Raw genomic sequence first — 22,050 nt, forward strand, 5'->3', positions numbered from 1 at the left:
AAACGGAAAGAAATTTACACAAGATTCCTGAGTTGCTGCGGGTTTCAAACGACAACGGCAGCCTAATTTGGCTGCCGTTGTCGTTTATACCGCTGTTTAATTCAGTTACATAAGCTTAGAAACGTATATTGTACTGAACATAGAAAAGATCAGCCGAGATTCCTGGCCGTTGTTTCTCTAGATAATTACCGCTAAACAGTTTTGAATAACCAACCAGTACATCTTGATGGCGATTTACATGGAAGTTCGCACGAAAATCGATCTCATCGCCGACATGACTGCCTGATTGGCCTGTTGGGTCTCTCATGGTGGCTAAGCCAGAAGCGTTATATAAATAATCGGTGTTATTCGCCAGATAGAATCTATGGTACTGGGAAATAAACGTAAACCATGGCATTGGATGCAAGGTGAATTGTGCATTGATGTCATGTATATTTTGACGTCCTACACGATCCAGGAAACCCATGTAGTAGTGACCGAACGGGAAGAGCTGATTAAATGTATTGCTTCTGCCATCATTGGATTTACTATCGCCGGATGCGAAATCATAACGTATCCAGGCTTGTGGATTCATCGGCAAGGGTAAACGATAACCCACGCCGCTCGCAACTGCAAAGGCGGAAACATCCAAATTGGACCGTTGACCAAACTGATACATACCTTCCAATTCGTATAATAAATTGTCAAAATTTCCAACAAACCGGCCACCCAGAGTATGAAGGTTTGAGTTTCCTTGCAGAATATTTCCTGTTAACACATTGGCTGAACTAAGATTTCTATTGTTATCCAGGCTGAGGAAATAGAGATCAATTAAATGACCGGGTTTCGGTTTGTTGGTAGCCCACAGGCCATAAAAATTCTGTTGCGTATCCCAGTTATCAACATTACCTTTTTCGATAATCATCGGGCGCATCCAGAATGCATCAACGTCCCATGTCGGCGTGCGCCAGAAAGCTTTGACACCTTGGAATGTTCTGCGGGTGTTGACCCAATCGAGCGTAGAAATCAATCTTTGTGAGCCGTACATTAATTCTTGACGGCCGACACGCACATAAACTGGGCCATTATTAACACTGGCAACTTTTATATCGGTAAACAGATTGAGTATGTCTGCATGATTTCTATCCGTGACGAGCGGAGGCAATTCGGAGCCGAATGCACGCGCATCAATACCTTCTGCAAACAAACGTACTTTGTCTTTGTACCATAAGTCCGCGTGGAATCGTGTGCGCAACATATGGAAGTCATTATTAGTACCGGCTGCATTTAAACGGCTATCCGTTTCATGCGTGTAGCGGTACCAAAAATTACCACCAAAAGAAAGCAACCAGTCATTGCCGAGATGCATTCTTTTGACGGGGTCAAAAATATCTTTTTCATGCCCTGGGGTATCCAGGTAGCGGAAATCAATGTCGTATGCGGGAGTAGTCAGCAGTGCAAATGGTGCATAAGGGGCAACCGGCGGTTTTTCACGCTTATTACCGGTGATCAAATCCCACAGTGAAAAATAACCTGGTCCGGTTGGCGGCAACAGAAATAAGCCAGGGCGCGATGGAGCGGTAACTGGCGGAACTTTTGACATGTCAACAGCACCACTGGGTGCACTGACCCCAGTTGCAGCCGCTGCAGTGGTTGTTGCAGGCGGATTTGTATTTGCCGGAGCCGGAGCTTGCGTCTGCGCCTGCACTTGAAAGGCCAGACACATCAATCCTAAGCAGCATAAGCCAACTTTAAATAGCCATTGCTGCGAGTTTTTTACCCAATGCACTTTTAATTCAGCGAAAAACTTTGCTGAAAAAGGAAAAATGCTTGATGAATTCATTACGGAACTCCTGTTGTATGAAAGTTAACATTGAGATTTAAGAGTTATGCTGTATTAGAAAAGGTTTTCAGCTTATTTTCTCTTAGCAAAACACTTCTTAAGGTAGGACATTGTTTTCTTAAATAATCTAGGCCAGCATTATAAGCGATAACAATTTAGCTTTAAGCTAAAATTTAATATCATTATCAGCATTTACTCTGGGGAAAATCTAATTTCTTAATGTGTTATACCCAAATATAATTAATATCAATTATATAAATGATGGGTATTGATCAATATCAAGAAAATATATTGTGTTGTAAAATAGTGACAGAAAAATTTTAATTACTGATTGCGGCGAATGTGAACAACAGTTCGACTGAAATGCTTATGGATTAAGTCTGACAGTCAGGCCAAGCGCTTTAATTTTTTCACCATATGCGATTAACCATGATTCAGTCACTTGAGACAGTTGTGGTGCTTCAGGTTGTAATGATGGACGCGCGATTCCGTACAATAAGATACCGTTAAGCGGCATCCCTTCATCTTTGAGACTCTTAATGAATTTAAGATAAGCGTCGATTTCATCAGCGTTGGGCGGTTTTCCATTGATTTGAAATACGCAGGTTTGTAGCCAAGTGGGACAAAGCGAGGTGACAATTTGCAGGTGATGGTGAATTTTCTTTAAGCTGATACTTGTATTATTGATACGCTGCCTTTCTTCAGCGAGTGCGCGATCAAACTTAAACCAAACCTCTCCATTGAGCTGAGCCATTCGTTTCAATCCTGCTTGTACCGGCTGTCGATTAATTAAGCTGCCATTGGTGATCAATACAAGCTTTATATCTTTGAGCGCATTAAAATCCTTCAGGATGCTGCCGATCAGTTCGATGACTTGTTCAAATTCTTTCGCGCTAGTGGGTTCACCATTGCCTGACAAGGCGATATCGTGAATTTTTCTGGCTTCCGGCGGCACATGCTTTTGCATGAAATCGCCGTCCACTAATTCATGCAAAAAAGACCGTAATTCACTTTCTAATTTATTTAAGTCAATCCTTGGTGCTGAACCCCGTTTAAGATCCGGCACCTGACAATAAACACAGCGCCAGTTGCATGCATTATTCGGGTTAAGGTTTATACCGATTGAAACACCGCCCGCACGCCTTGATATCACTGGATATACATAAGTGAGTCCAGCGCTATCGCGACTGTGGTCAGTCGTATTCAATCGTTCAGAATCGGATTGCAATGTTACAATTCCACATATTTATTTCGCGCTATTAAAATTGTACGTATGTTAATTACACGCAAGCTAGAATTCGATGCCGGTCATCGCATTTCGACACACAACAGCCAGTGCCGTCATTTACATGGCCACCGCTATATGATCGAAATTACGCTATCGGGTAACATTATCTCCGACGAAGGCGTAGCTGAGCAAGGTATGGTCATGGATTTTTCAGAAGTGAAACGTATTGCCAAATCCGTACTGGTTGATCAATGGGATCATGCGTTTCTGGTTTATTCGGGTGATACGGTGGTATTGCAATTTTTGCAATCACTCGAAGGTCATAAAACGGTCGTGCTGGATGTTCAACCAACAGCAGAGAATCTGGCTGTCATAGCTTTTGATATTTTAGATGAAGCTTACCAAGATAGCTACGGTAATCATCTCAGATTAGAGCAAGTGCGATTGTTTGAAACACCGAATTGCTGGGCTGATGCACTGCGTGGGGCACACTAACTTTTTGAAGATCTTTTAAAATATGTTCATCGATTCGCATTGTCATCTCGATTTTCCTGATCTTGCAGCAAATCTCGACGAATTGTTGCGCAAAATGCAGGAGAACCAAGTAACACACGCACTGTGCGTGAGTGTTAATTTGCCGCATTTTCCTCGCGTGCGGGCGTTAGCCGAAGCACATGAAAACTTGTTTGCCTCCGTTGGCGTGCATCCTGATTATGAAGATCAGATAGAGCCGGAAGCTAACGAATTGGCGGATCTCGCCAACCATCCCAAGGTCATTGCCATTGGTGAGACCGGTTTGGATTACTTTCGTTTGACTGGAGATTTAGAATGGCAGCGAGAACGCTTCCGCAAGCACATTCGCGCAGCACGAAAAGCGAATAAACCCTTAATTATTCATACGCGCTCAGCCGCTGCGGATACGCTACGGATTATGCAAGAAGAGGGAGCTGATGAAGTGGGGGGGGTGATGCATTGCTTTACTGAAAGCTGGGAAGTTGCACAACAAGCGATCGCAATGAATTTCTATATTTCATTCTCGGGCATCGTGACATTCAAAAACGCCTTGGCATTAAAAGAAGTCGCGAAGAATATTCAATTAGATAGAATGCTGATTGAGACAGATTCACCCTATCTTGCGCCGGTCCCTTTTCGTGGCAAGCTGAACCAGCCCGCATATGTGCGTCATGTGGCCGAAGAAATAGCACAATTGCGGTCCACGAAAGTGGAGGAAATTGCAGTTGCAACTACTGATAATTTTTTTAATTTATTTAAAGTGAACAGAAATGGATCACATACCAATTAATTCGCGATTTTTATCAATTTTATTTGCAGCGATTATTTTTTTCCTATCTACAAAAGTTATTGCCGGTGTACAAGATGATTTTTTCTGGGCTGTCGACAAAGATAATCTATCACAAGTATCCGAATTAATTAAAAAAGGCGCTAACCCAGATGCTCTCAACGCAGAAGGGTACACGTCACTTATGGTTGCTGCAAAGACCGGCAATTTGAAATTGGCACAGCTTCTAATTGATGCCGGTGCGAAGCTCAATATCCGCAACAGACTGGGTGAAACAGCCATTATGCTGGCCAGTTATCAAGGCCAAACTGAAATGGTGAAGCAGTTCTATATCAAAGGGGCAGAGATTAATCATGGCGGATGGAATCCTTTACTTTATGCCGCATCTGGCGGGCATGCGGATACGATTCGGCTACTTTTGAATGCGGAAGCCGATATCAACGCAACTTCAGATAACGGGACCACTGCATTGATGATGGCGGTTCGCGGGAATCATTTGGATGCGGTTTCGTTATTGCTTCACAGTGGCGCAGATCCCGGTATCAAAAATGAGCAGGGTGACAATGCCTTAAGTTGGGCAGAAAAAAGAGACCACCAAGATATCGCAAAAGTACTGAAAAGCCATGGGGTATCAAAGTAAATCTTTTATCCTATAAAGCTATTAGGCGCCGCTCATGAAATCACTGTATGGAAAAGTCGCCATTGTTACTGGCTCATCGAGGGGAATCGGCGCGGAAATAGCGCTTACTTTAGCCAACGCCGGGGCAAAAGTAGTCATTAATTATGTTGAGAATAAATCAGCTGCTGATAAAGTATGTCGTGCAATTCTCGATGCTGGCGGCAAGTGCATGGCAATGCAAACCGATGTGAGTGATTCGAATGCGGTGCGTAGGTTATTTGATGCGACTTCCGAACATTTTGAGCAAATCGATATCCTCGTGAATAACGCCGGAATACTGCTGTTTAAGGAAATAGCCGAAATCCGGGATGATGAGTTCGACCGTATCGTTGATGTGAATTTCAAGAGCGTTTTTTATACGCTGCGCGAAGCGGCAACAAAACTCGCCGATCATGGGCGCGTGGTGAATATTTCGAGTACGGTGACGCGCCTGATGCTGCCGAAATACGGCGCATATGCCGCAACTAAAGCCGCCGTCGAGCAATTGACGCGGGTTTTCGCCCGTGAAATGGGAAAAAGAGGCATTACGGCCAATACCGTTTCGCCGGGTCCGGTCGATACGGAACTATTCCGCGCAGGAAAAACTGCAGCGGAAATTGAACGCATGACGGCGATGGCGGCATTGAACAGGCTTGGCAAACCGGATGATATTGCTCAGGTTGTGTTGTTTCTGGTCAGTGATGAGGCCCGCTGGATCACTGGACAGGATATTGGCGTCAATGGCGGAATTAATTAATGAATTGTAATGGAGGGTCAAATGCGTATCGGGGTGCCTAAGGAAATTAAAATTCATGAATCCCGTGTGGGTTTGACGCCAACGGCGGTGCGTGAGCTAGTTGCGAATGGCCACCAGGTGATGGTGCAGAAGAACGCTGGGTTCCAGATTGATTTAAGCGATGACAAATATCTGGGTGCAGGCGCAGAGATTGTCGAGACGCCACAGGAGATATACGCCAAAGCCGACTTGATTGTCAAAGTTAAAGAACCGCAGCCATCCGAGATTCCACTATTGCGCGAAGGACAGGTATTATTCACTTATCTGCATCTGGCACCCGATCCTACACAAACTAAAGGCTTAATCGATTCAGGGTGTATCGCCATAGCCTATGAAACGGTCACCGATAGCTTCGGCGGTTTGCCGTTACTCGCGCCGATGAGTGAAGTGGCCGGCCGCATGGCGATTCAGGCGGGTGCACATGCATTGGAATTGGATCAAGGCGGCCGCGGTATGTTGCTCGGCGGTGTATCCGGTGTGCCTGCCGCCCGTGTTGTGGTCATTGGCGGCGGTGTTGTCGGCACCAATGCTGCCCGCGTCGCAATGGGCGTGGAAGCGCATGTGACTGTGCTGGATAAATCCATTCATCGGCTACAGCAACTGGATTTTCAGTACGGCTCAAGAATTAACACCGTTTTCTCGACGGTGGATGCCGTGGAAGAATATGTGGCAGCTGCCGATCTGGTCATCGGTGCCGTGCTGGTTCCGGGCGGGGCAGCGCCGAAATTGGTCAGCCGTGAACTGGTCAGCCGCATGAATCGGGGCGCTGTGCTGGTCGATGTTGCGATTGACCAAGGCGGTTGCTTTGCCACTTCCAGACCCACTTCACTCGCCGATCCTGTTTTTACTCTGGATGGCGTAGTGCATTATTGTGTTTCCAACATGCCCGGCGCGGTCGCGCGGACTTCTACTTTTGCATTGAATAACGCGACATTACCATTTGTTCTGGCACTGGCCAATAAAGGCTATCGCAAAGCGCTGACAGATGACCCGCACTTGCGCAACGGGCTGAATGTTTATCGCGGACAGTTGACGCATGAAGCGGTGGCGCGTGATTTAGGTTTGGTGTATATGCCTGCGCTGGAGCTATTAACGTAAGTACCTGAAGAATCAACGATAGTTTGATGGTGTGCATATTCTGCGTAGTTCCAAGTCTTAAACACACAACGCAGCGGTTAGCGATTTCACTTCTTCTTGCGATTCTGCAAGGATGGCGTTCAGTGCTTCTTGATTGGCTAAGCGATCGATCTTTGTAAAGAAATCCTCATCGGCTTGAATTTGAGCCGGAGCAAAAGGTGATTTTGCCGCAGCCAATTGATCAGCAAGCAGTAAGGTATCTTCCAGCGTGGCGGGTGGAAAAGCTAAAGAACCTTGCCAGAGATTAGCTATTGCCTTTGCCACGGATTCCGGAACTGAAAGCGCACTAAGTATGGCCGCGCTAATTTTCATTTCACACGCAAGCTCGTCCTCCTCGTCTAAATCGTCATCGCTAACCCATGAGTTGGCGATGTTTCCATCAAACAAGCCGGGATAAGCTTTTTCACGGGATAATAAGTAGAACCAGCTAATTTCATGAATAATTCCAGCAAACATTGCAGTATCAGGATCCTGATTGGTAATTCTACGAGCGATTATCTGGGCGAGTGCTGCCACATGGGCTGAATGTTTCCATAACTGGGCAACCAATTCGCTTTTTGATTGCGTTCCTACAAGTTGTTGCGTAATTACGGCCACAGCCAAATTTCGAACGGTACGAAGTCCTAAAAGGGTAATCGCTGAACTCACGCTGGTGATTTTCTTTCCGGAACGATTAAAAACGACAGAATTGGCTACCGCCACAATCTTCACCGATAAAAGTGGATCTGCCTGGATTAGCCGAGTCACGGCATCGAGATCACAATCCGGGTCCTCAAGCACTTTTTTGATTTGGAGAGTAGCTGTCGCTGAGGTAGAGAAGAATAACTTTCCCCTTTCGACTTCATCAGCCAGCGCACTCAATAACACTCTTTTTTCCATCAGCACCCCCGTTACTTTAACCAATCTAGGATTTTTCCATTAGAAAATTTTACCTTGCTGCGTTCTTTAGTCATTGAAATAATAGAGCCAGCAATCAAGGTCTTTTTGTAAGGATTCCAAAACAGAATGGAGATTTCTGTATTCTCTGTGAGGCGTGCGGTAGATAGACTGGCATCAATCGGTAGGATGCGCAAAGGTGTTGCCGAAGCTTACTGCATCCGGCGCAGTGAATGTATTTGAGCGTGTTGTTAAGCCAATTTCTTTACTTGATTAAAGTCTGAGATAGAATCAATATCGTCCTTTTCGGATTGTTGCGCCCAATACAAATCCCAGCGGGCTTGCTGGTTGAGCCAGTAATCTGCGGAGATATTGAAAAACTTCGCCAATCTTAACGCCGTGCTCGGCGTGACACCCCGTTTTTGATTGACCAGCTCATTGACACGCTGATACGGAACATGGATAGCTTCTGCCAATTCTCGCTGGCTGATGCCCATTGGTTCCAAGAATTCAGCACGAAGCATTTCACCGGGATGGGTGGGTTCTCTATCGGTCGGGATGCGCATAGTACAAGACCTCTATCAGTGATAATCGATAATTTCAACATCATGGGGGCCTGAATCACTCCATTTAAAGCAAACCCGATATTGATCGTTGATACGGATACTGAATTCCCCTTTTCTGTCACCTGACAGGTTTTCGAGATAGTTGCCGGGTGGTATCCTTAATTCCTCCAAAAACAAAACTGAATCCAGTTGATCCAGCTTTCTGAAAGCCACTTTCCACAAAGATTGCGGGAGTAAGTTACGGGCTAGCTTGGAGTTTTTCCCGTTAAAAATGTCTTCGGTTGCTTGATTTTTGAAGGAAACTATCATGCTAGCATGATAGCACGGTACGCATGTTATTCAAGCAGTAACTTTACCAGAACATCGGATTCTTTCCTGGTTAGAATGAACACGGGAATATGGATTGCGCCATACGGGGGTTGTCTGCGCTGCTATTTTTGAAGGTGTAGTGGATTAATGAACTGGATGCACATCACTGACCCAGCAGTTTGTCTGAAATTACTTTTCCGAAGACACCTAGAACTGTGCCAAGGATTAATAGAATGACTTTCTCTCCATAGCGATCCCAGATACCTTTCACCTCGTGCTGTCGCTGGAGATATATACCCTTGCTAGTCTGCAAGTATATAAGAGAAATCATGCTTAGCAAAAAAGAAAGCGTCCCTACCGCATGCCCCAATCGAGTTAACCATTCAAGATCTTCTGTCAATTGCTCTGGCTTTGGGGTGAGCCAGAGGACGAACGCTGAAGTATAAATCCATATTATAGGTCGCATGAAGCGTGCATACCATGGAAGTCGTTTTTCGATGATTTCCTTTATTTCATGCCATATAGGAAGGAGCTTGTCATCTCTTGAGGTTATCAACGTAATACCATCGTCATTTATTTCTACATCAACTGATAAAAGAAAGGAGTTCTCGGGGCTAATGATTATCGATAATTTCCTGATTCGGTCTCCTTGGTTCTCTTTGAGATCATCGATGCTTTCGAATTCGTGTTTGTCGTCCGATAAGCGTACAGTAAGTTCTCGTACGTTCGCGATTCGGATGATTTCCTCTAGATCTGACCGGTAAAGAGGAATAGGAGGGAAACGATGACGTAATCTGTCGAAAGCTGAGGGAGTAGTTTTCCTCTTCATAGTAAGCGTAGCCCTAATTGGTATTAGGCTTCTGAAATAATGCGATATTCTACATTAATAGTTACATTTGCCATGGTATCCCTTAATTTATTTATAATACGGATTCAACCTCATCACTCAATATTCTGAACTTGCTCGCGCATCTGCTCGATAATTACCTTCAATTCCATCGAAATCCGTGATATTTCCAGATCCACCGATTTCGAGCCGATGGTGTTGGCTTCGCGGTGTAGTTCCTGCATCATGAAATCCAGCCGCTTGCCAACGGAGCCGCCTTTATTCAGAATACGCTCCACTTCATCCAGGTGCGCTTGCAGGCGGGACAGCTCTTCATCCACATCAATCTTTCCGGCGAACAGAGAGATTTCCTGATGGATACGCTCATCCTCCTGAGTGCCGAGAATTTCTTCCAAGCGGGTGCGCAGTTTTTCCTCAAACGCGGCAATCAGTGTGGGAATGCGGGGGGATGCGGCGATCAGGAGCTGGCGGATCTGGTTGAGGCGTTCCAGTAAAATAGCTTTAAGTTTGTCGCCTTCGCGTATCCGGGCAGCTTTTAAATCTTCCAACGCGGTTTGCAATAGCGCTATGCCAATTTCACCGGATTCCTCTATGGGGGAATGGTCGTTTCCCAGCATGCCTGGCCATTTCAGGATTTCCGCTACGGTGAGCGATGGTGCGGCAGGGTGGTGTGTTTTGATCGTACGTTGCAATAACAGAAGCTTTTCTAATAACGCGTTATCCAATTGCTGATCACTTTCAGCTTGCGTGGAAGGGGAGAAATTCAGGCGGCATTCGACTTTGCCGCGGCTGAGCTGAGTGGCCAGCAGTTCCCGCATCGCGGGTTCTTGCTTGCGAAAATCATCCGGCAAACGGAACTGGACATCCAGATAACGGTTATTGACGGAACGAATTTCCAGGGTGAAAGATCCGTGGGGAGTTTCCTGGATTGCGATGGCGTAGCCAGTCATGCTGAAAATCATGATAGAAATCCTTCCTACTTCATGAGTGGTGGTTGAGTGACGAAGCCGAAAATACTATCGTCGCAAACTGCCGGTGCAGGTTTCTGGTCGAGCAAGCCGGTTACCATAAAAGGCATCGCTTTATTCTCCGGATCGAATAGGACTTGGCTGGCATCGATGTATTTGTAATCCCCAGATGCATTGAGCCGCCAAAGATTGGGAATTTCGGTGTACGGCTGATTCAGGCAATAGGCCAATGTGTCGCCGTGAATTACTAGAACTGGTTTTTTAAATTGTGTTGCGGTGCTTTTGATCAAGTCACGCAGCATCCGGTAGCCATCGCATTCGGTGCGATTCTCGGCTGAGCAAGCAGGTTTGTCATGATCGAAGTCAAATAGGTCCGCATGGAAAACAATCACCACCGCTTGTGCGGATTCTGCCGCTGCAAATAATTGCTGTAACCATTTCTCATTGGATAGGTCGCGATAATCCGCTTCATCCAATGCCGCTTCGAGGTTGCTGCGAAGAATTTCATTTCTGCCATTATTGGTGCCGGGTATATGCAATGTCGCGAAAACGACGGGGCCAATTTTCCATAAGGCATTTTCAATCAAGCCTTCCTGGCGGATAAGACCGGGGATATTTCTGGTTAATTGAAATTGGTCTTGGTGAAAGAAAATCTGACGTAAAGTGTTGAGCCGCTCCAATTCGTCGTAGCGCGTCGACATGTTGAACCGGTCACAATCGGTCCAATCGTTATCGCCGGGGGTATACACTGTTTTATGCGGATTGAGATGCGCGATCTGCCGGTAACTGTCTTTATATAATTCATCGCTGCAGCTTAACCGGCCTTTTTTGAAATCTCCCAGATGAATCAGCACTGAGGGATTGAGTAATTTAATGGCGGTGGCGATTGCGCCATCGGGATGCTCCAGCAGCGCATATTCCGCATCGGTGTAAGGCATGTCGCCGATGATAACAAACCGGGCTGATTTTTCAGCAGCGGAATGGGTTATATCACTGGCGAGTGTAGATGAAGTTAGAAAGATCAGTGATATAAAAAGCCATGTCCATTTCACCATGTTTTGTCATTATCCATTCATATGACTCTGAAAAACCAGGCCGGCATGTTCGCGCAGTTTATGAAAGCGGATGGCAGGCCAGTTGTCTTGTGCAACACTTAATTCTGCACCGAAGGATGCCAGGAAGGTCGGTGCATCAACGGCATCATAGGCGATACGGTGCGAATTTGCTTCAATGAACCGCTGCAATTCGCGCGGATCGTCACAGGTAATCCAGCGGGCTAACTGGTATTTGGCCGGCGCAATGCGCGCCGCGACGGCGTATTCGTGTTGCAGACGATGCGTCACCACTTCAAATTGCAATGTGCCGACAGCACCGAGTAACAACATATTTCCCAAGTGCGGCCGGAATACTTGAATGGCGCCTTCTTCACCCAATTGCGTCAAGCCTAATTTCAGTTGTTTGCTGCGCAGCGGATCGGCAATTTCCACGGTGCGAAAAATTTCCGGTGCAAAAAAGGGCAGCCCGGTAAATTGTAAAATTTCGCCTTCGGTTAAGGTATCGCCCAGTTGCAGCGTGCCGTGATTGGGTATGCCGATGATGTCACCGGGATAAGCTTCCTCAAGAATATCGCGGCGTTGGGATAAAAAGGATACCACCGTACTGGTGCGGATATCTTTACCGCTGCGTGCGACTTTTAAATTCATACCGCGTTTGAAATGTCCGGAACAAACTCGCACAAATGCAATGCGATCACGATGCGCCAAATTCATATTGGCTTGAATCTTGAACACCATACCAGAGAATTTCTTTTCATCCGGCAGTACCTCACGCTGAATGGCGTTGCGGGATTCTGGCGGGGGTGCCAGATCGACCAAAGCATCGAGGATTTCCCGGACACCAAAGTTGTTGATCGCGGATCCAAAGAAAACCGGCGTTTGTTTGCCGGCAAGGAATTCTGTGTGATCAAAAGCCGGTGAGGCGCCTTTGATTAAATCCATGGCTTGCAATGCGGTGGACAGATCGGTGCCAAAGCGTTCGTGCATTTTCGGATCATCAAAATCCGTGATTACTTCCTCTTCATTGCCGACCCGATCCGCTCCGGGCTGGAATAATCGCATGCAATTGTTTTGCAGGTCGCATACCCCGCGGAAGTTGCGCCCCATGCCGACAGGCCAGGTAAAGGGTATCGTAGACATCCCGAGTGTGCGTTCAATTTCGTCAAGCAGATCCAGCGGCTCGCGGACTTCCCGGTCCATTTTATTCACAAATGTAACTATCGGCGTGTTGCGTGCGCGGCAAACTTCCAGCAAGCGCAAGGTTTGCGCTTCCACGCCGTTGGCGGCATCAATGACCATCAATGCCGCATCGACGGCGGTGAGTACGCGATAGGTATCTTCCGAGAAATCCTGGTGACCGGGCGTATCGAGCAGATTGATGACGCAATCGCGGTATTCCATTTGCATGACCGAACTGGCGACCGAAATGCCGCGTTGCTTTTCAATTTCCATCCAATCCGAAGTCGCATGCCGGCTTGCTTTGCGTGCTTTAACACTGCCGGCAATATGAATGGCTCCGGCGTACATCAGCAGTTTCTCGGTCAGCGTGGTTTTACCCGCATCCGGGTGTGAAATAATGGCGAATGTCCGGCGGCGCGCCACTTCGTTATTAATGCTCATAATTCTCAGAACCTTGTTCCTGTGGATAAAGAAAACAATGGGCAGTATGCGTTGTACTGAATGCACTGACAGGCGGATAGGTTTCTCGGCAAATGGCCATCGCTTTAGGGCAACGTGGGTGGAAATGACAGCCGGCAGGCGGCGCGGCTGGCGACGGTAAATCCCCTTCTAAATGGATAATTTGCCGATTGGGATCGGATTTGATCTGCGGAACAGACGACAGCAGTGCCTGAGTGTAAGGGTGCTTGGGGCAACCAATTACCTCATCAATATGTCCATGTTCAACGATCCTTCCTAAATACATCACAGCAACCTCATCAGCCAAATATTCTACAACAGCGATATTGTGGGTAATAAACAAAAATGCAAGTCCTAAATTATTCTGCAGTGATTTGAGCAGATTCAAAATTTGCGCCTGAACGGATACGTCCAGGGCGCTGGTCGGCTCATCACAAATCAACAGTTTGGGGTTAACAGCCAAAGCGCGGGCAATCGCAATACGTTGCCGCTGACCACCGGAAAATTCATGTGGAAACCGCCATTTTACATCAGCGGGCAATCCAACGCGCTGCAATAACGCATCAATTTCTTTTTCTCTGGAGGGGACGGAGGATAGGTTATTGGCGTCTGTGTGATTAATTTTTTCGATGTTCAATGCATTCATGCCTTCTTGCAGAATTTCAATAATGCGCATGCGCGGATTCAGCGAAGAGTAGGGGTCTTGAAAAATGATCTGAAACTGTGAGCGAATTTGCCGCAATTGGTTTCTGCCTAGCGCGACCAATTCCTGATCTTTGAAGCGCACGCTACCGGCAGTGGGTTGAATCAATTGCAAAATGCTTTTGCCGATCGTTGTTTTGCCGCAGCCGGATTCACCGACGAGCGCCAAAGTTTTACCGGCAGCAATTTTCAGCGATACTCCATCGACCGCTTTGACGTGGCCGGTCACCCGTTTGAATAATCCTTTGCGAATCGGAAAATGCACTTTGAGACCGGTTACTTGTAATAAAGGAGATGCTGTTGAATCCGGTGTTGTTTGCTGAGTGTTTGCAATATTCCGGGCCGGGATGTCTGCCAGCGGGCTGCTGGGAACATGCACCGAATCTTTGTTATATAAATGACAGCGAACCTGATGTTGACCGGAGACCGGATGCCACTGCGGAATGGTGTCACGGCACAACGTCAGCGCCTGATTGCAACGATCGACGAAACGGCAACCTGAAAATTGTTGCGATAAGGGCGGCACATTGCCATTAATGACGGCCAATGATTGATCGCGTTTTTGTTTTCCGGGCAAGGAGGCAAATAACTGCTGAGAATAAGGATGGGCGGGATGATTAAAGAAATCATCCCGGGTTGCCAGTTCGACAATTTCTCCCGCATACATGACTGCGACGCGCTGCGCCATTTCGGCCACTACCCCCAAGTCATGGGTAATCAGCAAAATCGCCATGTTCTTGCGCTGCTGGATTTGCCGCATCAGATCCAGTACCTGTGCTTGTATGGTGACATCCAGCGCGGTCGTCGGCTCATCCGCAATGAGCAATTCAGGTTCACCGGCAAGCGCCATGGCTATCATGGCGCGTTGTTTCATCCCGCCGGAAAACTGAAACGGATATTCATGCATGCGGCGCGGCGCATCGGGTATACCGACTTGTTCCAGCAACTCCTGGATGCGCAGTTGCGCGGCTTGCCGGGGAAGATCGAGATGCTGCTTCAACACTTCATCAATTTGCTCGGCGATGGTCATAACCGGGTTCAGGCTCAGCATCGGTTCCTGAAAAATCATGCTGATGCGCTTTCCGCGGATTTTGCGCATTTCGGTTTCGGGCAATTGCAGCACATCCGTGCCATCGATTTTGATTTGGCCTGAAACAATTTCACCGGCATCGGGCAGTAAACGCATTATCGATAGTGCTGTCATCGATTTGCCGCATCCGGATTCACCCAATAAGGCAAATGTTTCACCTGGTGAAATTTTCAGCGTTAACCCATCGACAGCACGCACTGGTTCATTGCCGGTGTGCAGCAGAGTCTGAAGATTTTCTATATCCAGTAAGGTTTTCATGGATGCCGAGACGGTCCTGATGGCGTGGTAGTTTCCGGGGTTTTATTTAGCGGAATGGCTTCTTGCTTTGCTGGACGGTGAAAAAAACTATTTCTTTGTTTCAATATCCGGGTACGCGGATCGAGCGCATTTTGTACCGCATCGGCAAAGAGATTGGCGCTCAGTACCAATGTGAACATAAAACCAAAGGCCGCCATCAATGCCCACCAAACCATCGGTTCACGCGCCATTTCCAGACGCGCGGCGTTGATCATCGTGCCAAAGCTGATTGTGGAGGGATCCACGCCGACGCCAACATACGATAAAACGGCTTCGGCTAAAACCAGGCCGCTGAAATCCATCACGGTTGCAATCAAAACGATGTGCATGACATTCGGCAAAATATGACGGCTGATGATGCGCCAATGCGAGACGCCAAATGCATGCGCGGCTTGAATATATTCCAATTCACGCAATTTCATCGTTTCCCCGCGCAATAAGCGGCATAAACCGGTCCAACTGGTGATGCCAAGAATGATGCACAGGAACAATAAACGCAGATCCGCCCGTGAGGCGATGGTCTCGAATATTTCCGGGTGCGTTTCGATATACACTTGCATCATCAATACGGCGGCTGCAATCAGTAAAACACTGGGAATAGAATTCAACGTGGTGTAGATATACTGGATAACGTCATCGATCCAACCGCTGAAATAACCCGCCATAATTCCGAGCAGCAACGCGAACGGCAGCATGATCAGGGTTGTGAGGGTGCCGATGACCAGCGCGACGCGGATACTTTTAAGCGATTGATACAAAATGTCCTGCCCGACTTTATCTGTGCCCAAAACATGATAGTGCGATGCCAGTGTGGATACACAGCCGATTAGCATCAACAGAATTAACAATGTGATTAATATGGCATACCAGGGAATCTCGGTGGTGCGGCGCCAAATAGCGAATAGGTTATGCTGGAAGCTTTGCTGGTTACGGTGCGCCAGGAGCGCACACAAACAAACAACCAGGATACTCCAAGTCAATAGACCATAGGTCAACCCTGTTGCGCCGCGCCATGTAATATCGCCAATGTGTTCCGTTTCCGGGTTTTGCAAGTGCGCACCGCCATATTCAAGCCGCGCGAAGGTGCGCACTTGCTTGCCGTCCGGAAGTTCAATCGTTTCTTTTGCAAAGAGATGAGACGCCAGCGGCGTTGAATAGGTTTTCTCCACTTGGGTGCGCAGCGGCGTCACCACAATATCCAGCAGACTCAATACTTCAACACTGTAGATCTTTTCCCCGTCATTGGTTTTATGATCAAGGATCGGGCGGAAATGAACGGTATCCAGTAACCCAATCACCAGGAAAAAAATCAGAATGGTAAGGGCAGACATCCCGCTGGCGCTGTGCCCGACGCGTTTCCAGGGTGTCAGCAGGTGCTCGTGATGACGGACATACCCAATAAAAAAAAGTACGATAGCGACAAATAAATAGATGAGCGCATCTGTCCACAGAATGATTGGGCTAAAGGGCATAGTCGGGAAAATAGGCGCTGTGTCAGTGAAGTCGCATTAATTACAATTGATTACTTATATCATAAATGAATGCTGTGATTTTTTGAAAGTTTATCGCTGTGGAAAACACGACAACTCTATGCTAGCGCCTATTTGTTGAAATAGAGTTAACATTTCGAATAATTTTCTTGTAGAAGCTCAAACCTCAATTTGATAATGCAATTATTCTTGTGGCTTATCTTTTTAAGTATTCTTCATTGGAAATGAATAGAATTTGGAAATAAATAATATTGTAAATATTCTATAACATTAATATATCAATGAGTTATTGATTCTATATGAATCCAGAAAGTTATGCATGTAATCAATGCTTTCTTTAGAATTAACCTCATCGGATCCCTTAATTTGTATTATTATGCAAGGCGATACAAGAAGATTAATAATCTCATATTGTATGAGATTTTCTTAAGTCCATTCAGTTCCGGGACAGGTCCATGGAGCTTTTATGTAGTTGTTTAATTAAAAACATTGTAAATCTTACAAATAACGGGGTAATTAAGTTATGAGCAAATCAGGATCTACTTCATTGGACACTGCAGTGAATCTGGAAGGTGGTGCATCTGGGAATGTTAGTTTTTCAGGCGGGAATAATGTGGATACTGTTTCGTACGTTATCCCTTATAGCCAGATTTCTTCTATCGTTCAAAGTAAAGATGGATCTTGGGCGATTAACTATACTATTACATCTACAAGTGGCAGTAAGGATGGTAGCAAGAGTGGCAGTAGTACTGCTGCTGCAACGGATTCTCTGCATGACATTGAGCGCGTCAGTTTCTCTGACGGTGTCCACGTGGCTTTAGATATCGCTTCTCCAAACCAAGTTGCCGGTGCTGCGCTTGCTCTTTTGTACGCGGGTTTTGATTCCCTGCCGAGTGCCACAACCTTTGGTCATTGGATTGCCAAAGCGGATGAAATTAATGACAGTACTACATTCGATGGTTCAAAGGTCGAAAGTCTTGCCCAAACGATGCTTACAGAATATGTCCCGGATGGTATAAGTGATTCCAGCCTTGTCAATATACTCTATACCAATGTTGTCGGTCATGTTCCTGATCAAGATGAGCTTAATCATTTTACACAATTGCTTGCTGACGGCACTTATTCTCAAGCAGGTTTATTTGCATTGGCTGCCGAAAGTAGCTTGAATACAGAGCAATATGCGGCTTTGATCGGCAACGGATTGCAGTATGTGGCTGAAAATGGAAAGGTAGGTTGATTAGCTTTTGATCCGGTATTTTATTTCGGTATTTAGCTGTCATTTCATATAACTGCACCAACCTCAGCTTCTAAAAAAGCTGAGGTGAATTTTTAGTATTAAACTTCCGAAATACCCTTTATTGATTTGCAATCGTTTTTAATAATCATTAGCCATGACAGCACAGGAGCAAGTTGAACTTACCGCTCTTATTCTTGCAAGAAATTGGCAAGCAGTTAAGAATAGTCTGGATTTAATTCATCCAGACAAACTTGATGCGCAAGGTTATTTCGCAAAAGGATTTCTTTTGGCTTTTGGGCCTGCTTCCCAAAGAAATTTTGCTGATGCAATACATTGTCTTGAGACAGCACACCGTCTTGAGCCCGCCAATATTCAGTATTTAAACACCCTCTCCGAAGCATATCTGCAGGCAAAGCGTCCTGCTGTTGCATTACGCGTCGTTACAATGGCCAATAATTTAGAACCCGGTAATTTATTTTCAACCATTGCGTTGGGGCGCGCAGCATGGTTTTGTGGAGAGAAAGAACTGTCCCTCAGTGCTTTTGGTGAGGCTTACCGTTTGACTCCACCAAATTTATCTGCCCTCAAGGAGCACTTGCAGGCGATATCATTCAGCTTGGCGCCTGTTTGGCGTGAATCACGTCATGGAAAAAGGGCCGCGTTAGTCAGAATGGCGCCAAAACATCGTGCCTTTCTGATGTCTTGCCGACGTAATACTAAATTCCAGCACCGTTATCATCTTTTTCAGGATAGTTCCAATGAGGCTATTGAGCGCGATTTACAATCAACCAATCACTCACCGTTGGAGACCAAACGAATCAGCTGGATAGTGGAGAAAGATGGGGATCCTGCCGGATTGGCTGAATTGGTCGATCTGAATTTAAACAACTCGAGAGCTGAGATTCTTGTCGGTTTCCCTGAAGAACAGCCATTTGGCATCAGCCTTGAGGCTACCTTACTCATCATGGAATTCGCGTTTTCAAAAATTGGTATCCACAAACTAATCAGCTATGTATATGGAGATAATCCAAAAAGCCAGCGCAATACTTTGCATTTGGGTTTTCAACAAGAGGGTTTATTAAAGTCGCATGTTGTAGACCCTGCTTCTGGAGAACGGCTGGATCTTTATATTAATGGATGCTTGTCTACTGAGTTTTTTCAGAACAAAACTCTCATGAAACTTGCAAGTAGGTTGTTGGGGCGAGTTCCGGAACCCAATAATGCCAAATTTAGCGGAAAAATAAAAAACCAATTGGACATCGCGAGCATGATAACAAATTTACCATTGATCTTAGCCAAAGATGGATTGGTAGAATAGAAGTAAGAAATCATTTTCGATTGAAGAATTCATAGTTGACTCATCTTACTCAAGCAGTTCTATGTCTAACCTTACGTCATAATTGGGGGTTTTCCCATTTCCATCATTGCACCTTTTGATAATTGCGCTACACGTAGTGATCTGGTTCGAGAGTCCCTTTTCATCTAATCTATTCCGGAAGCCCAAGGCTTGCTCGCGATTGAAGTACCCGACTGTCCGGCTATTAATGTCCACCCGGACAGCGCTACTGTCGGAGGGGTTGTTGTTATCCGGTATCAAATGCGCTGTCAGAATGTGGGTTTTGAGGGCTGAATCTTCATCAGGGGCAATTGCATTTTCTTGTAGCAATAGTTTGATCGCGCTCTGAAAGGATTTTCCGTCAACTGCGAAAGCAAATTGTCCCAGCTCCGGCCAGGCGTAATAGCTGTTTGCTTTATTGGTGTTTTGTTGTGAGTCGGCATGCGAGAGAGCTTTCAACTCTCGAGCGGCGATTTTATCTCTCGACACATAGAGAATTATCGCTGTAATCAGGGCTACCGGGAGAATATGCGATTTGTCGACACTGGCGCCAGCCATAAGTCCGAAAATCAACGAGAATGCTAGGATCGATAATAGGCTCATTTCTTGTATTGCCTCCTTTTAGTATCGGCGCGTATCAAGATGACTTGCTTTGATTAGATAAATTTCTTCTCATTGATAGGCGGTTCATTATTTTATTTTTGCAAAGCTTGTTCGATGGCTGTCACAACTGCTGGATCAAACGGTTTTGTGTGCGGACTGAAGTGCGTGATCAGCTTGCCGTCGCGGTCGATCAGGTATTTTTGGAAATTCCATGTCGGGTAGGTTCCTGATAACTCGGCCAATTGCACATAGAAAGGGTGCGCATTTCCTTTTATCACCGTTGTTTTTTCAAACATCGGAAAGTTAACACCGTAGGTCAGGTGACAGAATTCCTGAATCTGCGCTTCAGTTCCCGGCTCCTGGCCCATAAAGTCATTGGATGGAAAACCCAGAACGACGAGACCTTGTTTCTCATACTGGGTGTACAGTTTTTCCAATCCTTCATACTGCGGCGTGTAACCGCATTTGCTCGCGGTATTGACGATCAGCAGCACTTTGCCAGAGTAGGCTGCACATAGATTCACTGTCTCCGGTGCCGCGAGTTTGCGAAAATTATGATCCAACAACGTGCTGTTGCAGCCAAAAGCGGGATGAATCAGAAAAGTTATGATCAGCGCAAGAAAAATACGCATAATTTTTCCCTCAATCGATGGGTTGGTAGGTAGTAGAACGTATCCTTTTTCATTTTAACTCACTTCTTGAATTAAAAACTTATTTGAGTGCGGACAGAAAGAACAGATAAATTATCCTTTTGTGTTGGGGTGCCTACACCGGCATGGCCAGTCATGGCTTCAGTAAGATAATAGTTCAGCATAAAACGGATGCCTTGATAAGGATACCAATTCACTCCCAATGTAATTACCTGAACTTGGCATTTTGAAGTGCCGGTTCTGCACGGATCTGCAGTGAGATTTTGATTGATGTTTTCAGCCAAGTCATAGCGTGCGGCAATTTCCAGCGCCCCCCATTTGCCGTTAGGCAAGGGCTTACCAAAGGCGCCACGATCCTTCCGGTAAACTGCATTTTCGCCAGTGACAAACCAGCTTGCTTGTACATAGAAGGCCTGAATCGTGGAATTCTTTAAGTTTCCATCAACCTGATGTGAGTTATCCAGCCTTGATAGTGCGTACTCACCTTGTAGCGTCAGTGATCTGATCGAATAAGCTGCTTCTGCCGAAAAGGTCGACTGGCTATTGCTATGGGGTGCGCCAAAACCTGCCCCGGCAAGTCCCAAAGATTGGCTAATACCTTCACGTCCGCCATAAATATCTACGATTCTGGCTGTCAGGGAATTTTTATTGCTGGTATCTCTGCTGACTGAGAATCCGAGGTGCAGAATATTGCCTTCTTGAAGGATAGGCAGCCAAACGGCCCGCCCGCCATAAGTAATACCTTCAAACGGCAAGCCGAAATGGGAAAGGCTCATCACATCGATACCAAGGCCTAAATTATCCCGGATCATTGACCGGTAGCCAACGCCGGTTAAAAACTGCCGTCCGCTATATATTCCGGTAGATGAAGTCGACGGGCGTTCCATGAGTGTAATTTCATTGGAACTGGTGATTTCTTCCAAGCCCCGATAGGGTTTGAATTGGCCTAGTGTGAGCTGGCCTGGGCCTAGTTTTGCGGATACCCAAGCTTCGCGAAGGCTATGCGGAAAAGGGCTGATAGCATTGACCGCAAAATCATTCTCAAATTTGAAATTGGCATCATAAATTTTTCCGGTCAGCGTGGCGTAAGTCCTGCGCCAATTGAATCCGTCTCGATCATTTCCGTTTAAAAGCTGGCTACCAAACGCCGGGTAATTTGAGTTTGCTTGATCCGGATACAATGAATGCACATCAAGGTGTGCTCGACCGTTCAGTCCTATTTCAAAATTACCATCATCGCTCTTGATTCTGGGACCGCCTTTATAGGTAAAGCTGGCTGCATAGCATGAAGCAATGCCAATACTTGTCAGCATCACAAGCCCACAAAACTTGATAGTGCTTTTCATGCTCAGTCTGCATTCTGACACGCGACACCATTTTGCGAATAAAGTGTGTGCAGATTATATATCAATCGGAAGCGTGCGAAAGCGGCGCATCTTTTACCA

General features: G+C 46.2%; 20 protein-coding genes. 7 read left to right on the forward strand and 13 right to left on the reverse strand.

Features of this window, described 5'->3' with window-relative positions; all coding sequences use genetic code 11:
* Nucleotides 1-115: 115 nt before the first annotated feature.
* Nucleotides 116-1,822, reverse strand: coding sequence for an alginate export family protein (locus NIT79A3_RS08160; RefSeq protein ID WP_013965737.1), 1,707 nt, complete (start codon nucleotides 1,820-1,822; stop codon nucleotides 116-118).
* 367 nt (nucleotides 1,823-2,189) lie between these two features.
* Nucleotides 2,190-3,050 (reverse strand): radical SAM protein, encoded by an 861-nt coding sequence (locus NIT79A3_RS08165; RefSeq protein WP_013965738.1) that lies wholly within the window; start codon nucleotides 3,048-3,050, stop codon nucleotides 2,190-2,192.
* 45 nt (nucleotides 3,051-3,095) lie between these two features.
* Here NIT79A3_RS08165 and queD point away from each other — a divergent pair, with 45 nt between their 5' ends.
* Genes queD through ald form a run of 5 tightly spaced genes read left to right on the forward strand, consistent with a single transcriptional unit; the run spans nucleotide 3,096 to nucleotide 6,902 of the window.
* Entirely contained in the window at nucleotides 3,096-3,545 is a 450-nt protein-coding gene (queD, locus tag NIT79A3_RS08170; protein ID WP_013965739.1) for a 6-carboxytetrahydropterin synthase QueD, read from the forward strand.
* A 22-nt stretch (nucleotides 3,546-3,567) separates the two neighbouring features.
* Nucleotides 3,568-4,353 (forward strand): TatD family hydrolase, encoded by a 786-nt coding sequence (locus NIT79A3_RS08175; RefSeq protein WP_013965740.1) that lies wholly within the window; start codon nucleotides 3,568-3,570, stop codon nucleotides 4,351-4,353.
* Complete coding sequence (locus NIT79A3_RS08180; RefSeq protein ID WP_013965741.1) at nucleotides 4,334-4,990, forward strand: ankyrin repeat domain-containing protein; 657 nt, start codon at nucleotides 4,334-4,336, stop codon at nucleotides 4,988-4,990. Before NIT79A3_RS08175 ends, NIT79A3_RS08180 begins: the two co-directional genes overlap by 20 nt.
* 34 nt (nucleotides 4,991-5,024) lie before the next feature.
* A complete protein-coding gene (locus NIT79A3_RS08185; RefSeq protein ID WP_013965742.1) occupies nucleotides 5,025-5,765 on the forward strand; it encodes an SDR family oxidoreductase in 741 nt (246 codons plus the stop codon).
* A 21-nt stretch (nucleotides 5,766-5,786) separates the two neighbouring features.
* Complete coding sequence (gene ald, locus NIT79A3_RS08190) at nucleotides 5,787-6,902, forward strand: alanine dehydrogenase (protein ID WP_013965743.1); 1,116 nt, start codon at nucleotides 5,787-5,789, stop codon at nucleotides 6,900-6,902.
* 57 nt (nucleotides 6,903-6,959) lie between these two features.
* On the opposite strand, the gene NIT79A3_RS08195 is transcribed toward ald, so the two are convergent.
* The 8 genes from NIT79A3_RS08195 to NIT79A3_RS08235 all read right to left on the reverse strand — a co-directional run bounded on the left by NIT79A3_RS08195 (nucleotide 6,960) and on the right by NIT79A3_RS08235 (nucleotide 16,761).
* Complete coding sequence (locus NIT79A3_RS08195; protein ID WP_013965744.1) at nucleotides 6,960-7,844, reverse strand: HDOD domain-containing protein; 885 nt, start codon at nucleotides 7,842-7,844, stop codon at nucleotides 6,960-6,962.
* 224 nt (nucleotides 7,845-8,068) lie between these two features.
* Nucleotides 8,069-8,383 carry a HigA family addiction module antitoxin gene (locus NIT79A3_RS08200; RefSeq protein ID WP_013965745.1) on the reverse strand — a complete coding sequence of 105 codons (315 nt, stop codon included), beginning with the start codon at nucleotides 8,381-8,383 and terminating at the stop codon, nucleotides 8,069-8,071.
* Between the two features lie 15 nt (nucleotides 8,384-8,398).
* Nucleotides 8,399-8,692 carry a type II toxin-antitoxin system RelE/ParE family toxin gene (locus NIT79A3_RS08205; protein ID WP_013965746.1) on the reverse strand — a complete coding sequence of 98 codons (294 nt, stop codon included), beginning with the start codon at nucleotides 8,690-8,692 and terminating at the stop codon, nucleotides 8,399-8,401.
* 942 nt (nucleotides 8,693-9,634) lie between these two features.
* The gene (locus tag NIT79A3_RS08215) at nucleotides 9,635-10,501 is read right to left on the reverse strand and encodes a YicC/YloC family endoribonuclease (RefSeq protein WP_013965748.1); all 867 of its coding nucleotides are present in this window, start codon (nucleotides 10,499-10,501) and stop codon (nucleotides 9,635-9,637) included.
* A 14-nt stretch (nucleotides 10,502-10,515) separates the two neighbouring features.
* Nucleotides 10,516-11,562, reverse strand: coding sequence for a metallophosphoesterase (locus NIT79A3_RS08220; protein WP_013965749.1), 1,047 nt, complete (start codon nucleotides 11,560-11,562; stop codon nucleotides 10,516-10,518).
* 9 nt (nucleotides 11,563-11,571) lie between these two features.
* Entirely contained in the window at nucleotides 11,572-13,182 is a 1,611-nt protein-coding gene (locus NIT79A3_RS08225; RefSeq protein ID WP_013965750.1) for a peptide chain release factor 3, read from the reverse strand.
* Nucleotides 13,172-15,250, reverse strand: coding sequence for an ABC transporter ATP-binding protein (locus tag NIT79A3_RS08230; RefSeq protein ID WP_013965751.1), 2,079 nt, complete (start codon nucleotides 15,248-15,250; stop codon nucleotides 13,172-13,174). Before NIT79A3_RS08230 ends, NIT79A3_RS08225 begins: the two co-directional genes overlap by 11 nt.
* On the reverse strand, nucleotides 15,247-16,761 hold the full coding sequence (locus NIT79A3_RS08235) for an ABC transporter permease (RefSeq protein WP_013965752.1): 1,515 nt from the start codon (nucleotides 16,759-16,761) through the stop codon (nucleotides 15,247-15,249). The genes NIT79A3_RS08230 and NIT79A3_RS08235 overlap by 4 nt, the downstream gene beginning before the upstream one ends.
* A gap of 541 nt (nucleotides 16,762-17,302) precedes the next feature.
* On the opposite strand from NIT79A3_RS08235, the gene NIT79A3_RS08240 reads away from it, so the two are divergent.
* Both NIT79A3_RS08240 and NIT79A3_RS08245 read left to right on the forward strand, forming a co-directional pair.
* Nucleotides 17,303-18,016 carry a DUF4214 domain-containing protein gene (locus NIT79A3_RS08240; RefSeq protein ID WP_013965753.1) on the forward strand — a complete coding sequence of 238 codons (714 nt, stop codon included), beginning with the start codon at nucleotides 17,303-17,305 and terminating at the stop codon, nucleotides 18,014-18,016.
* A 154-nt stretch (nucleotides 18,017-18,170) separates the two neighbouring features.
* Nucleotides 18,171-19,334, forward strand: a complete 1,164-nt coding sequence (locus NIT79A3_RS08245; RefSeq protein ID WP_013965754.1) for a GNAT family N-acetyltransferase — start codon at nucleotides 18,171-18,173, stop codon at nucleotides 19,332-19,334.
* A 45-nt stretch (nucleotides 19,335-19,379) separates the two neighbouring features.
* On the opposite strand, the gene NIT79A3_RS08250 is transcribed toward NIT79A3_RS08245, so the two are convergent.
* The 3 genes from NIT79A3_RS08250 to NIT79A3_RS08260 all read right to left on the reverse strand — a co-directional run bounded on the left by NIT79A3_RS08250 (nucleotide 19,380) and on the right by NIT79A3_RS08260 (nucleotide 21,951).
* Entirely contained in the window at nucleotides 19,380-19,955 is a 576-nt protein-coding gene (locus NIT79A3_RS08250; protein WP_013965755.1) for a hypothetical protein, read from the reverse strand.
* Between the two features lie 92 nt (nucleotides 19,956-20,047).
* Nucleotides 20,048-20,587, reverse strand: coding sequence for a glutathione peroxidase (locus tag NIT79A3_RS08255; protein WP_013965756.1), 540 nt, complete (start codon nucleotides 20,585-20,587; stop codon nucleotides 20,048-20,050).
* Nucleotides 20,588-20,658: 71 nt separating this feature from the next.
* Nucleotides 20,659-21,951 carry a porin gene (locus tag NIT79A3_RS08260; protein WP_156797047.1) on the reverse strand — a complete coding sequence of 431 codons (1,293 nt, stop codon included), beginning with the start codon at nucleotides 21,949-21,951 and terminating at the stop codon, nucleotides 20,659-20,661.
* Between the last annotated feature and the right edge of the window lie 99 nt (nucleotides 21,952-22,050).

Source organism: Nitrosomonas sp. Is79A3, assembly GCF_000219585.1.
Classification (GTDB): Bacteria; Pseudomonadota; Gammaproteobacteria; order Burkholderiales; family Nitrosomonadaceae; genus Nitrosomonas.